This is a genomic window from Anaerolineae bacterium, from assembly GCA_016931895.1.
Classification (GTDB): domain Bacteria; phylum Chloroflexota; class Anaerolineae; order 4572-78; family J111; genus JAFGNV01.
In genome coordinates, this window is the sequence record JAFGDY010000227.1 from 1 (window position 1) to 16,436 (window position 16,436).

Annotated in this window: 1 protein-coding gene and 1 pseudogene; both read left to right on the forward strand. The window is 56.6% G+C overall.

The features are described 5' to 3' along the window. Positions 1-441: 441 nt before the first annotated feature. Positions 442-591 (forward strand): annotated as a pseudogene (locus tag JW953_16640) (Flp family type IVb pilin). A gap of 597 nt (positions 592-1,188) precedes the next feature. Next, positions 1,189-16,410, forward strand: a complete 15,222-nt coding sequence (locus JW953_16645) for a DUF11 domain-containing protein (protein MBN1994328.1) — start codon at positions 1,189-1,191, stop codon at positions 16,408-16,410. The last annotated feature ends 26 nt before the right edge of the window (positions 16,411-16,436 follow it).

A 16,436-nucleotide genomic window follows, 5' to 3' on the forward strand; every position in this document is an offset into this window, starting at 1 on the left:
GCATGCCACAAGCCTGTTTTTTACCTTTTTACGAAGCTATTTTGTCCCTTTTCCCCCTACGGTATGTCCCCAGCCCTTTACGCTTACAAATTTTGGGCTTCTTAATCTTCTTAAACTTTTCTCATCGCCGGCAACAGGCCATATCTTTTTTTTGATGGTGTAGACTTTGTAGTGGGAGAAAATAGGCTTAACGCCTGCATTTTTTTCATTTGACGTGTTTGTGACCGGATATAGGACAATTACCCTAGGATACTTTGGCAAATTAAATGTAAATTTGTTAACATTTCCAACCAAATTCAAACTATTTTATGCTATAATAGGTTAGTTCTTGTGCTTTGATTTATCGGTCAAGTTATCATATATTTCAAACCCCCACAGAAAGGAGGGAGGGATTGCCATCAGGTGCCTCGCTCTGATGGTACTCCCCCAATTGACATGATGATGTTCAATCAATTTTTTAAACGTGAAGAAGGCCAGGGGCTGGTAGAATATGCCCTTATCCTGGTGCTGGTTGCCATTGTGGTAATTGCTATTTTGTTGCAGTTAGGCCCGGCTATTAATCAGGCTTTTTGTAGAGTAGCCAATGTGCTGAAGCCGGGGACGTGCGGCACTATTTCCATTATCAGCGCTGCCCCCGTAGATATAGGCGGAGCGGGAGTAGGACCGTATCAGTTACATGTGACGGTACAAGTAGCTGAAGCAGCAACAGTTACCGTCCAAATAGATGGAGGTGGATCAGGGCAAGCCAGTTGTTCAGCGCAGACAAACTGCTTAGTTGTGGTTGATCCCGCCCCCAGTGGTGGAAATTTCACGGTGTCTGCCGGTTCTCAAGGTAGCATAACAGGCAGTTATTAAAGTTTAATGAATTGGTAACGGCTCTGCCGGCAGGAGTGCAGATTTTGGGTAAAACCCTTCTTTTAGTGTAAGGCAAAAGGGATTTTACCCAAAATTTGCTCATCCTTAACCCATCCCCTTATGGGGATTTTATGTTAATTCGACACTGTCTAGTGACAGGCTCTTGCAATAACTGAGATAAAAACTTGAGGGATTTTCATGCAAGAACCAAGTTCTATAATACCCACCTCTGATGCCACTTGGAGTCAGTTTAACACTAAGAAACAAAACCAATCCAAAACTTTTATGCCTTGTTTGGTACATTTTGGGTTGGTTTTTTTATTGGCGCTGTGTATGCTTTCAGGTACATTCCTGGCTTTATTAGGCTCACCTTCCCCATTACAGGCGATCGGCAAAATACGCTATGTTGCCCCGCCCCCCCTGGGCGATGACCAAGGTGGCGCCAATACATGCACCCTGGCTCATAACCCGTGCGCTACCATTCAACAAGCTATCAATCAAGCAAACAACGATGACGAAATCCGGGCGGCAACCGGCACTTATATCGAATCGCTCTCAATCAATCGCAGTTTAACGTTAAAGGGCGGCTTTAGCAGCACAGATTGGTTGGCGGCCGATCCTGAAACTAACCAGACTACTATTAGGCCCAGTTCAGGCAGAGTCATCCATATTAATAACAGCAGCGTTGTGGCGCACGTAACCGGCTTTCACCTGACCGGCGGCAGTACGGGGCCAGGGGCAGGCATTTACAATCAACTGGGCACTTTAACGCTAGAAAACAATAAAATCTACGGTAATAACGGCGGGGGGGACGGCGGCGGCATTGCCAATGGAGAAGCCAGCAATGCCGCTATTTTGATTCTGCGCGGAAACCAGATTTTTTCAAATACAGCCTCCAATGGAGGCGGACTCGCTGTTCGTTCGGGTAGTGTGACGGTTGAAGCCAACAAAGTTTTTAGCAATCGTGTCAGCACTGTTGGCGGGGGGATATACATCCTTAACGGCAATGTTACCCTAAAAAGCAACCTTATTTATACCAACTCTTGCAACGTAAACGGCGGTGGAATACAAATTATTGGCGGTAACGTAAAACTTGAAAATAATACGATATATGATAATGCCGCCGCCACATACGGCGGGGGTCTTCTGGCCGCTAATGTGACAGTGCCGATGACCAACAATCTTATCATCAGTAACACCGCGGGAACAAGAGGCGGCGGCATCTTCAGTAATACTAGTATAAGTTTGATCTACAATGATTTTTTTAATAATTATCCGGATCATCTCGGCAATATCAGCCTCACCATTGATCCCACCACCATTGGCACTAATAACCGCATCTCCGACCCCCTCTTTATTGCTCCGCAAAGTTACAATTTAGAGTTGTCCCCCGGCTCACCGGCCATCAATTCCGGTACGGACTCCACCGCAGAAATAGATTTTCAAGGCGAAGGCTGTCCCTTTGGCAGCGGCTTTGACCGCGGGGCCGACGAGTACACCATCCTGGGCAGTCCTTGTTACGCTCGCATTGTCGGCGGGCAGGTTTACACCAATGTGCAAACCGCCGTAAACAACGCCGCGGCGGGCGGCACGGTGCAGGTGGCCGGGGAGTGCGTGCTCACCCAATCCGTTTCCATCAACAAGGGGCTAACCTTGCAGGGCGGTTACACCGTTACCAATTGGCTTGAACCCAACTACCGCACCACCTTAAACGCCAACAATACCGGGCGCGTTGTTTACGTTACCGGCAACGGCAACGTGACCATTGAAAACCTGTACCTTACCGGCGGGCGAGCCACCGGCGGCGGCGGCAACGGCGCGGGAGTATACTTGGGCGCCAGCGGCAGCGCCATCCTGCGCAATAACGTTATTTATCGCAATCAAGCAGACGGTTACGGCGGCGGCGTTTATAACAGCGGCAGCGGCAACAACCTTTTGCAACACAATACCATTTACAGCAACACCGCCGGCAGCGGCGGTGGAGGCGTTTACGCCAATACCGGGGCAGTGGTCACCCTGCGCAACACCCTGGTCGTCAGCAATGCCGGCAACGGCATTGAAAGCGCCGCCCTCGGCGGCATTACCTCGGATTACAATAACCTTTACGGCAATACCCCCAATAACTACGGCAACCCCCTCACCCCGGCCGGCCCCAACGATCTGTCTGTGCCGCCGGGATTGGCCAATCCGGCCCATAACGATTTTCACCTGGACTTCACCAGATCGCAGGTTGTTGATAAAGCCGAACCCGCTTCGCCGGTGAGCATTGACTTTGAGAATGACCCGCGCCCCCAGGGCAGTCGCGCCGATATTGGGGCGGATGAGAGTCTCTTCTATACCGCCGTAGATATCAGCGAGTCTATCAACAGCCCGTACGTTGTCACCGATACCGGTTCGATTGCCAACAACCCCATCACCTTTGCCCACACCATCACCAACACCGGCTTTACCCCTTCGTATGCCGATACTTTTATCATTACCGTTCACAACACGGATGGCTGGCCGGTAAGCTTGGTCGGTTTGAGTTCGCCGGTGGTTTTGACCACCGGCATTCCCCTATCCTTTGAGATGGTTGTTACGCCCACCGCTCCCATTCCCGCCAGCATCTACAACCGCACTATCATCACTGCCACCTCCCAAAGCAACGGCGCTATATTTGACACAGCCGCCGACATCATCGCCAATCCCGGGGTAGAACTCACCCCCAACTACACCGAAAACATTGACGCCGGGGCCATCATCACTTACACCCACCGCATGACCAACACCGGCCCGATGACGGACACCTTTACCCTCAACCCGGTCAGCGACCGCATCCCACCGTGGGGCAGTTTGGTGACGCCTTCAACCGTGGTCACGCTTGGCCCTGGCCAAACAATCCAGGTGATGGTAGTGGTAACGGTGCCCCTCTGGGCCGAGGCCGGTTTAACGGAACGTTTTCAATTAACGGCCAATTCCAACACCTATCCAGGCGTATCGGCCGGGGTAACCGACACCACTACTGCCAACGCCATTTACGGCAACCGGTACGCCAGCAGCAGTCATTCCCAGGCTACGGATAATGTCAACAACTGCCGCGATCGAAACCGTCCCTGTCTAACGGTCAAACGGGCTTTGGAACAGGTTGTAGGCGTGGGCAGCACCGTTTATGTGGCCAGCGGTACTTATAACGAATATGACCTGTCGGTGTTAAAAACCATTACCATGACAGGGGGGTGGAACAACGCTTTTAGTCACCAAACCCTGAACCCGGCTCTCACTATTATCAACGCCGGAGGCCAGGGCCGGGTGATGCAAATTGGCAACAGCAGCAGTGTTCGGCCGCTGATTGAAAACTTCACTTTCAGCGGCGGCCAACGTATTGGCGGCGGCGGCGGCGTTTATGTTGAAGGCGCTGCGTCGCCGATGCTGCGCTATAACATTATCCGCAATAACCAGGCCACCAACGGCGGCGGTATCTACAATAACGCCGGAACCCTCACCTTACTTAATAGTGAAATCCACAGCAACCAGGCCGACACCAATGGGGGAGGGTTATACAACCACGCCGGTATCCTATACGTGCGCGATAACCAGGTTCACGGCAACCAGGCCACCGGCAACGGCGGCGGTTTATACCACCATAATCTGGCTGCCACTCTTGTTCTCACCAAAAGCAGAATCTATAACAATGCCGCCGGGCAGCGAGGCGGGGCGGTGGCCAGCGCCGGAAATCTATTGCTCCTGCAAAATAACTTTGTTTACAGCAACACCGCCGGCAGCGGCGCCGGCGCGCTCTACATCAGCGGCGGCCAGGCCACCGTTGAGCACAATTCCCTTTACAACAATGCGGCCGGCAGCGGCGCCGGCGGCATCTGGCTCAACGGCGGAACCACGGCCATCACCAGCACCATTGTTTTTAGCCATACCGGCAGCGGTATTCAGCGCAGCGCGGGAACCGTGAACAATGATTATAACAACGTTTACCAAAACAGCGGCGGAAACCATGTGGGGTTGAGCGCCGGCCCAAATAGCCTATCTATAGACCCCTACTTTGAGAATGTTGTCGCTGCCAACTTTCACCTGCACCCCGATTCGTTGGTGATTGACCGGGGCAACCCGGCCTCAACCCTTACCAAAGATATTGACGACGATGACCGCCCGGCGGACCAAGGCCCCGATATAGGCGCGGATGAGTTGGTGGGCTGCCGGGCCACCATAGATAGAGTGACCATTTACCAGGTGATCCAAACGGCCGTTGAGGCCAGTTCGCCCGGCCAAACTATTTTGGTGCATGGCACGTGCCGAGGCGTGCATCCCTTTGACCTTGGGGGAGGGCAGACATATAGCCAGACGGTACACATTGTAAAGAACATCACCCTCCAGGGCGGCTGGAATTACAGTTTTAGCGCCCTTAATCCCCTGATTTATCCCACCATTCTCGACGCGCGCGGCCTGGGGCGGACTATGTTGATTAGCGGCGCCACTGCCGCCGTAGAAAACTTCCACGCCGTTAACGGTAACGCCGCGGTAGCCGGCGGGCCAAACAGCGGCGGCGGAGTGTACTTGCTCAATAGCAATGCTACCCTCCGCAATAACCAGATTTACAATAATGACGCTGGGCAAGGCGGCGGCGTGTTCAATAACGGCGGCAACGCCGCGTTGCAAAACAACCAGATCTATAACAATACGGCGGCCACCCAGGGCGGCGGCTTTTTCAACAGCAGCGGCGCGCCCACAATTGAGCGCAACCGGATTTACAACAACCTGGCGGCCACCGGCGGCGGCGGTATTTACAACAGCAGCGGGGCGTTAGCCTTGTTCAATAACTTTGTTTATACCAATACCGTATCCGGCGGCAATGGCGGCGGCCTGTTCAATACGGCCATCAGCGCCACTGTGTTGCATAACACCTTTTACCGCAACCAGGCCAACGGCGGCGGCCGGGGCGGAGCCGTTTACAATGCCAACAGCAGCACCACCGGCCTGGACGTGCGCAGCAATATCTTTGCCCAAAACAGCGCCGGTGACGGCGGAGCGTTGTACAACGCCGGCGTGGCTTCATTCAATTATAACGACACCTGGAATAATAGCGCTCCTGAACTGGTTGGCGCAGCCGGCGCAAACAACATCACCGGCAACCCGCAGTTTGCCAACCCTGGCGCTGCCGACTTCCACTTGCAGGGCGGCTCGCCGGCCATTGACGTGGCCGACCCCACCGTATCCCTGATGGAAGACATTGATCTAGACCCCCGTCCCAGCAACCAGGGTTTTGATATAGGCGCCGACGAACTGGCCGGTTGTTACGCCAGTTTGGCCAGCAACCCAACCGTAATATACGGCAACGTGCAGCGCGCCGTAGATGTGGCCTCCGCCTCAATCCCCGACACCGTCCGCGTAGCCGGCATCTGCCAGGGAGTGCACCCGCTCACCCTCGGCGCTACCACCTTCACCCAAACCGTGCATGTGACCAAAAACATCACCTTGCAGGGTGGTTGGACGTGGAATCCGGTTTTGCGGCAATTGCAAAGCTACAACCCCAACAACTACGCCACCCTGGATGCCGTAACCTTGGGCCGGCCCCTGCTGGTCACAAACGCTACCGTAACCATTGAAAACTTTAACATTATCAACGGCAACGCCACTTTAGGCGGCGGCCCGGCGGCCGGCGGCGCCCTTTATCATTACAATGGAGATTTGACCCTTCGCCACAATAATTTTTACAGCAATACGGCGCTGGCCGGCAGCGGCGGCGCGTTGTACAACGCCGGCGGCGTTCTGAATTTAGTAGACAGTTTGCTGCATAATAACCAAACAACCAACGGCGGCGCCGTTTACCTGGCCAGTGGCGATCAAACCCTGGCCAATAACACCATCTACTCTAACACCGCGACCAACGGCGGCGCTGTTTACCTGGCCAATGGCAGCCACACCCTGGCCAACAACACCCTTCATTCTAACACCGCGACCACTGGCGGCGCTGTTTACCTGGCCAATGGCCCATCGCTGCTCTCGGCCAACGCCATCAAGAACAATTTTGCCAACCAGGGCGCGGCTGTTTATAACGCTAATCCGGCCACTGTGACCCTCCAGAATAATCTTGTTTATAGTAATACGGCCAACAGTTTTGGCGGCGGCTTTTACAATGCGGCCGGCAGCCCGCTGCTGCAACATAACACCTTTTATGGCAACCAGGCCGCCTCCAACGGCGATGGCCTCTACATTGCCGCAGGCGCGCCGACAATCAGCAATACCCTGGTAATCAACAACGGCAATGTGGGCCTGCGCGTGGCCGGCGGCTCGGCCGGCGTAGTCTACAGCGACTTTTACGGCCAAGCCACCAACTACAGCGGCATCACCGACCAGACCGGTTCAAACGGAAATATCTCGGCAGACCCGCTTTTTGTCAACGCGGTTATTGAAAATTTTCACCTGCTGGGTATCAACTCCCCGGCGGCCGATACCGGCGACCCGGCCACCACCCTGGACATAGATTTTGAAGACGATTTCCGGCCCAGCAACCAGGGTTTTGACATGGGCGCCGACGAGATCAGTAGTTGTTTTGCCCGCCTCAACGGCGGAGTGGTTTTGCCCAACGGCAGAACCATTGTCGGCAATCCTCAAATTGTGGTTGACGCGGCCACATCCGATGCCGACGTGGTAGACATTGCCGGCACCTGCTACGGCGTTAACACCAGGGGCGGCTTCCGCCAGACCCTTTATGTTACCAAAACCTTGACCATCCAGGGAGGCTGGAGCACCTCGCCCCTCTTTGCCGCCCGAAACCCGGCGCTCTACCCCACCACGCTGGACCCCCTGGGCCAGGGCCGAGCGTTGTACGTTGACGGCGGCCTGACCGTAGCCCCGGGAATTAGAGACCTGAATCTACGCAACGGAGACGCAGGCGGCCTAGGGGGCGACGGCGGCGGTGTTTACAACAACAGCAACGCTACCCTTTCACAATTGAACATTTACAGCAACACCGCCACCAACGGCGGCGGCATATACAGTATGCATAATGCTCAATTAGATCGCCTGGTGGTTTTCAGCAATACAGCTACCAATGGCGGCGGCTTATACAATGCCGGGGGCGCGCCCACCCTGGAAATCAATCAGTTTTATAACAATACTGCCATTGACGGCGCGGGCCTTTATATAGCCGCCGGCCTGCCCAATATCTGGAACAACATTGTGCGCCACAACACCGCCGGCGCCGACGGCGGGGGCTTCTACCTGGCCAGCCCCAGTGGCGCAACCGTGCTGAATAATACCATCTACAATAATATTGCTAACGATCAGGGTGGCGGCATATACGTGGCCGCCGGAGCGCCAGACCTGCGTAACTTAATTGTAGATCGGAACCGGGCCAATGGCGGCGCGGGCAGCGGGGGCGGCGTATACGTGGCCGGGGGCGCGCCGTCTTTGCAATACAACGATGTGTCCCGTAGTATTGCCGGCGATAACTACGGCGGCATGGCCGACCCTACCGGCGTAAACGGCAACATTTCGGTTGACCCGCTTTTTGTGGATGAAATGAGCCTTAACTTCCAGCTAACCAACCCGGCCGACCCAACCGATGATAGCCCCATCTCCCCGGCCGTAGACGCCGGCGACCCGGCGACCACCCTGGTAGATGAAGACTTTATCGGCGCCATCCGGCCCACCCACCAATACATTGACATGGGCGCCTACGAATTGGGCGGTTGTTACGCCCGCAGTTCCAATCCCCTGGTGCCGGGGATTTTTGGCAGCCCACAACAGGTGGTCAATCTCAGTTCGGCGGGAGACACCGTAGACATTGCCGGGGTCTGCTACGGGGTCAATAATACGGGAGGAAGCGACCAAAATCTTTATGTCACCAAAACCTTGACCATACAGGGCGGCTGGCAGCCGGATTTTAGTGTTCCCCGTGACCCCAACGGCACTCCTACAATTTTGAACGCGCTCAACCGGGGACGGGTGTTGTATTTTGACGGCGGCAATCCGGACTTCAATAGCTTTGACTTTGTGCGGGGCGACGCCGGCGGCTTGGGCGGCGGCTCAGGCGGGCAGGATGCCGGCGGCTGCATTCACATTGCCAACGGCACGCCCGAGTTTTATGGGGCCGTCCGCGTTTATTACTGCCAGGCTGATCTGGGCGGCGCGTTGTACAACGTTGCTTCTAACTTTGTCATGTATAATACGGCTGTTTTTTGGAGTGCTGCCCAACACGGCGGCGGCTTCTACAACGCGTCCGGCAGCCCGGTGCAGCAAAATATTATCTATTGGGACAATATCGCCACAGATAACGGCGGCGGTATCTACATAGCCGGCGGCAGCCCCGACATCTGGCACACCAACCTGCTGCAAAATCAGGCCGGAGACCGGGGCGGCGGTATTTATAACGCCAGCGCGAGCACCTTTATTCGCAACAGCATTTTTGACTGGAACACGGCTGATAACGAAGGCGGCGGGCTTTACCAGACTGCCGGTCCGGCCGATGTGGATTATAGCAATTGGTACCGCAATACGGCCATCACCAATACCAGCACCGCCGACAGCAACGTTTTCACCGGAACCAACAGCCTATCCCTCAACCCCTTATACCTCAGCCTGCCAAATTCAAGGCTCAGCGAAGCATCACCGCTCATTGACGCCGGCGCGCCCATTACCGCCCCCTTTGCCTTTGACGTTGATAGTGAACCGCGCCCTCAAATTAACGGCTACGACATTGGCTGGGATGAAGTGCCCCAACGCATTGCCTTCACGCTTGAACCCAACCGTAGTTTCACCGCAGACCCCTGTGAAGTTTTTACCACCACTCACACGTTGAGCAACCTGGGCAATATGGGAGACACCTACACCATCACCCTCCAGAGTAACTCGCCCCCCTGGAACAATCACATTCTGCCCATTGACCCCCTGATCGTCAGCTTGGACGAGGGCCAATCCTTTGAATTCACCTTCCAGATTGAGGTGCCGTGCAGCGCAACCGGCGGCCTGGTCAACACTTCGGTCTTGCAGGCCACGTCGGCCCGGACCGGCGGCATTGACACAGCCGTAGACGCCACTACAGTTAACACCTTTCATGGAGTGGAAATTGCGCCGTCACGGTCCGGCACGGCAGCCCCCGGCCAAACCGTTACTTACACCCATGTGGTCACCAACCTGGGCAATGTTACCGATACCTTTGGCATCAGCCTCAGCCCGGACTACAGCAACCCCACCGTTACTCCGCCCACCCTTCAACTGGGGCCAAATCAGAGCACCACCATTACAGTGAGCGTAACGCTTTTGGATTGGCCGGCCAAAGGGCTGCTTGACATTGTAGACGTGGTTGCCTATCGGCTGGCCGATCCCAACGTTGACGATGCCGTGGCCGACCATACCTCCATCACCGGCACCACCGGCGTGCGGTATGTAGCCGCCAACGGCTCCGACGAAAATAACAACTGCACCGACCTGGTATATGGCGCGTGCGCCACCGGGCAGCAAGCGGCCAACCAGGCCGCGCCCGGCGACGAGATTTGGATCAGCAGCGGCGTGTATACCAATGTTTTCACCGCCACCGCCGGCGGCGTGATTACCCAGGCCGTTTACCTGGATAAATCGGTCACGTTACGCGGCGGCTACAACGCCGATGACTGGGATCAAGCGCCCAACCACATCTCCTATACAACCATCATTGACCCGCAGGGATTGGGGCGCGGCCTCTATCTGGCCACAACCGGCCCAATTACCATTGACCGGCTGACCATTCGCAACGGGGATGCCACGGGACTGGGCGGCGGGCCTAGCAGCGAAGACGCCGGCGGCAACATCTACAATGAAGGAGCTAACTTGAGGCTTAGTGCCATTCGCCTAGCTAATGGCTCGGCTACGAGAGGTGGTAGCCTATTCAACTTTGTTGGTGACTTACTATTGCAAAACTGCATGTTGCACGGCAACACAGCGACAGCCCAAGGCGGCGCAATTTATAATACTAACGGCACAATCATTCTGGAAAATAACACTTTCTATAACAATCAGGCAACTGTTTCCGGCGGTGGCATACATATAGATGGCGATTTGTTATTGGTCACCAACACCATTTTTGCCACCAATACGGCGCCCAGCGGAGGAGCAATTTATGCCGGTTTTGCTACTACAAACCTGGATTACAACCTCTACTACCTCAACCAAACCAATGATGTTCAGGGAGCTACAAAAGGCGCTCACGACTTCTCTGATAACCCCCAATTTATTGACCCGTTGGCCGCCTTACCGGACCTGCATCTGCAATCAGGTTCCCCTGCCATTGATCAAGGCAACCCGGCCACCACCCTGAACATTGACTACGACTCCGACCCCCGCCCCTTGCCCGGCCCGGGCATGTTCGACATTGGCGCGGATGAACGCCTTCAAATACCCGGCGTGCTCTTCACACCCAACGTGGTCACCTTTACGGTGGCCCCTTCCACCGTGGTCATCAGCCACACCCTGCAAAACACCGGCGAGTTCTCCGACGTGTTCACCATTACCTACACCACCAACCGGCCCTGGGCTATTGCCTTTGCCCAAACGCCCCCCTACCCTATTTCCCTAAGCCCCGGCGAAAGCCGCCCGGTCATCGTCACTTACACCGTCCCGGCCGGGGCCGAAGGCCAAAGCTGGCTGACCGTAATTACGGCCGCTTCCAACAACGTTAGCGCCGGCGTAACGGACCAAATCAACGTTAGCAGCCCCCAATGGCAAATCGGCAAAACGGTCAATCCCCCCGGCCCGGTTCAGCCCGGCGCGTACCTGACCTACACCCTTACCATCAGCAACAACGGCGATCTGGACTCCAGTGGTTACTACACCGTCACCGACCAATTGCCCACGTACACCCACTTTGTTGCCGCCACCGGCTCGCCCGTAACCACCACCCCTGCCGTGCAGTGGGTGACGGATACGGTGGTCATCAGCAACGGCGGCGCCATTTCATTTACTTACGTGGTCACCGTTACCCGCTCCCTCACCGACAATACCGCCATTGTCAATAACGTTTACCAAATTAACGGCGGCGGCGCGCCAAATCCGGCAATCGGCGCGCCGGTCACGGTTACGGTGAGCGCCCCGGCCATGCTCATCGCCACCAAACGCGCCAGTAACAACCCGGCGCAGGCCGGCGGCTACCTCACCTACACCATCACCATCACCAACCAGGCCACAGCTCCCGGCCCGGCCTTAAATATGGTGATCAGTGATACGCTGCCCGCTAACGTGGTTTACCAATCTATGGGCTTTGAGTCGCCGGCCACAGGCACGTACACCTATACCGGCAATTTGCTGCGCTGGCAGTTAAACAATGCCCTCTGGCCGGGCGACTCGCTCCAGGTGACGGCCTCGGTGCGCGTCACCAGCCCGCTGGCGGCGCAAACTATTTTGACCAATACCTACATGGTTACGGCCGGAAATATGGCCGGAACGGCGTCGGGCGCGCTGACCACGGCCGTCACCTCAACCAACGTCATCAGCCTGCACAAAACGGTTGACCCCACCACCACCGCCGTTGGCCAGGTAGTAACCTATACCGTCGTTCTCACTAACAGCGGCAACGGCATTGCCACCGTAGCCTTCACCGATCTGCTGCCGTCAGGTTTCATCCCCACCACTTACTTTACCAACGTGGTGGTGCCGGGCCGTACCTGGAGTGCCGACGGCGCGGCCACGCTCTCTTTTACGGCTACCACAGCCCTGACCGTAGGCACTTATTACAACCGGGCTGTCACAGCCACTTATAGCCTGACCTCAACCGTTATTACCCATACCGCGCCGGTCACGCTTATTGCGCCGCTGGCCGACGTGAGCCTGCTCAAAACGCCGGCCAATCAATTTATCCGCTCCGGCGGCGCGGCGACCTTTACCCTTTACCTCACCAATACCGGCAGCATCACGCTCACTACCGTCACCATCGCCGACCCGTTAGCGCCGGATTGCGACGGCCAAGTGTTCAATAACGTTGGCCTGGGCGAAAGTCGAAGTTACACTTGCGTTTTCACTAACGCCACCTCCACCTTCACCAACACGGCCATCGCCACCGGCACGCCCGAGATTGGCGGCCTGGTGGCCACGGACACGGCCATAGCCGTTGTCACGGTGGTTACGCCCGACATCGAGATAAGCAAACTGCCCCTCACCCAGGCGATGCAAAGCGGACTTCAGGCCGACTTCACTATCATCGTGACCAATACCGGCGACATCACCCTGACCACCGTCACCGTGGGCGACCCGCGGGTGGCTAATTGTGACGGCAGCGCTTTAGGCCCCCTAGCCCCCGGCGACAGCGACTTTTACACCTGCGCGGAACCCGGCGTTACCGCCGACTTCACCAACATCGCCACCGCCACCGGCACGCCGGAGATTGGCGGCGCAGTGGTCACCCATAGCGCCTCGGCCTACGTAACCGTGATTACGCCCGCCATTCAAATTGCCAAATTGCCGTACACCCAAACCGCCGCTTTTAACACGCCGGTCACCTTTACCATTATTGTCACCAACACCGGCACAGCGCCCCTGACCAACGTGATCGTCACCGACCCGCAAGCGCCGGCCTGTAACAGGTTCATCGGTAGCCTGCCCGGCGGAGCCTATAACGTTGGCACTTGCGCAATTACGGCCACAGTTGATTTGACCAACACGGCCGTGGTTACGGCCACTCCACCCGCCGGCCCCGATATCGGCGATGAAGATACGGCTTACGTAGACGTGCTGCTGCCTGATCTTGAGTTGGCCAAACTGCCAGGCAGCCAGATGGTGCAATACAATGATGCCGTCACCTTCACCATTTACATTACCAACACCGGCGACCTTACCCTGACCGTGGCTATTTCTGATACAAACTATCCTGCCTGTGACCACACCGCCAGCCTATCCCCCGGCCTGACCGACACCTATACCTGCTCCGTGGCCAACGTGACGGCCTCCTTCACCAATACCATCGCGGCCACCGGCACGGCCACAGTTGGCGGTAGTATGGTCACCGAAACGGCCAGCGCCCTGGTAACAGTGATCAGCCCGTCTCTCCAGATTGCCAAAACACCCGACACCCAGACCGTGATCTACAACGACCCGGTGACCTTCACCATTTACGTGACCAATACCGGCGACGTGACCCTGAACCCAGTGACGGTCAGCGATCCGCTTGTGCCCGATTGTAACCGCAACCTGGGCAGTTTGTTGGCGGGCCAAGCCATCATTCCCTACAGTTGCGTTTTGCCCCAGGCTACAGTGGACTTCACCAATACCGCCGTAGCAGGCGGCCTGTCGCCGCTAAGCAGCACGGTGAGCCAAACAGATACGGCCTACGTGGAAGTGATTGGCCCGGACATTGAAATCAGCAAACTGCCCACCAACCAAGATGTTCAAAGCGGCGATCCGGTTACCTTCACCATTAGCGTCACCAATACCGGCGACATCACCCTGACCGTGGCGGTTTCCGATACCGCCATTGCCGGCGGCCTGTGCGATAGAACCACCACTCTGGTCCCCGGCCAACCCTTCAGCTATACCTGCAACCTCTCCTTAACCGCCGACTTTACCAACACGGTGGTGGCCACCGGCACGCCCACCATCGGCGGCGGTACCGTAACCGACACGGCCAACGCCTCTGTGAATGTGGTGGAGCCGGACATCACCATCAGCAAAACCCCGGACAACCAATTTGCGCGCTATGGAGATACGGTCACCTTCACCATCCGTTTCAGCAATACCGGCGATATAGCCCTGCAAGCGCCCATCACGGTAACGGATATTGCCGTGCCCGCTTGTATGACCATCTACAACAGCATCTTGCCCGTCACCGGCGGGGTGTGGGATTATACGTGCGCCGCAGGCGGCGTTACCGCTGATTTCACCAATACCGTAGTGATCACTGCCGTGCCCTTTGTGGGCGATACCGTGACCGGCACCGACATAGCCGTGGTGAACGTGGTCAGCCCCTCCCTTCAAATCAGCAAAACGCCCGACAGCCAGCAGGTTGTCACCGGCGGCACGGCCAACTTCACCATCACCATCACCAATACCGGCGACATCACCCTGACCGGAGTGACGATCAGAGACCCGCTGGCGTCCGGCTGTAACCAGGATATTGCCACCTTGCCCCCGAACGCGCCGAATACTTACAGTTGCCAGCTCAACGGGGTTCCGGGCACTTTGACCAATACCGTGATAGTCACCGGCGCGCCGATGTTCATTGGCGGGGTGGTGACCGATGACGATACGGCCCAGGTTATCGCCATCAACCCGGGCCTGGACATTGCCAAAACGCCCGACAGCCAGGTGGGGTATAGCGGCCAACCCGTCACCTTCACCATTTACGTGACCAACACCGGCGACGTGGCCCTCTCGCCCATTACCGTCACCGACGTGGTGGCCCCTGCTTGCGATAACGTGCTCGCTTTAGGCCCCGGGCTTAGCACAAGCTACGAATGCAACGTTACCTTGACCAGTACGGTGGACGTGATCAATACCGCGGTAGTGACCGGCCTTGTGCCCGGCACAGGCATTTTTGTGACCGCCAGCGACACAGCCTTGATTGATTACGGGCCGCCGGAGCGCCCCACCCTGATCAGTCCGCCCAACCTGAGCTACCTCAACACCGTCAACGTGCCCTTTGTCTGGTCGCCCTCCGCCGATACGGTCACGTATACCCTCAACGTGAGCGGCGTTCTCTATTACGACGTGCTGGCCCCGGCCACTACCCATACCCCGGCGTTGCCCGGCGAGGGCGTATACACCTGGACCATGCAGGCCATAGACGCCTACAGCCGCACCCTGGGTTACACCGATACCTGGCAGGTAACGGTGGACCTCACCCCGCCCACCGCTTTCTCCTTGATTTCACCCCCCAACGGCGCGGTCATTACCACCACGGCGCGGCCGATGTTCAGTTGGAACTCGTCAATAGATATCCTGTCCGGGCCGGTCACTTACACCTTGATCATCACCAACAGCGGCGGCATTCCCACCATTTACGTCACCAATACCCCGGTGTTTACTCCACCCGCCAATCTGGCAGATGATGATTATACCTGGACGGTTGTTGCCTACGACCGCGCCGGCAACGCCACCCCCAGCGACGATACTTACACAATTACCATCAACGTGCCCGCTGTTGGCGGCGGCATCTACCTGCCCCTGATCGTCAAAACCGGCGTTCCTGCGCCCGACCTGATAGTCTCCGGCATGACGGTGACGCCCACCGGCGGCGGCAATGCGGCCGTAGAGGTAACTGTTACCAATCAGTCTGCCGTTCCGGTAGCTTTTGGCAACAACTTCCACGTGGCGGTGTATGCAGATGGCAACTTTGCAAACTATATCTGTAATTGGGGCGTGCAGGGGTCTTGGTTTGGGGCCGGCCAGAGTTATGTTTTGACCGGAGATTGCACTACTTCTCCCGGCACACATATTTTTACGGCCTGGGCTGATCCGTTCAACGTGGTAGTTGAATCCAACGAGGCCAACAATACCTACGACGTGAATAACATCACCATCACCGGCCCGGGTGGTGACGCGGAGGCCCAAACCAGTCCGGCCCCGTCCGGGCCGCTGCCGACGCCGACCTTAACGCCTTAACGCAGTGGGGCGTCAGCAAACGTAGT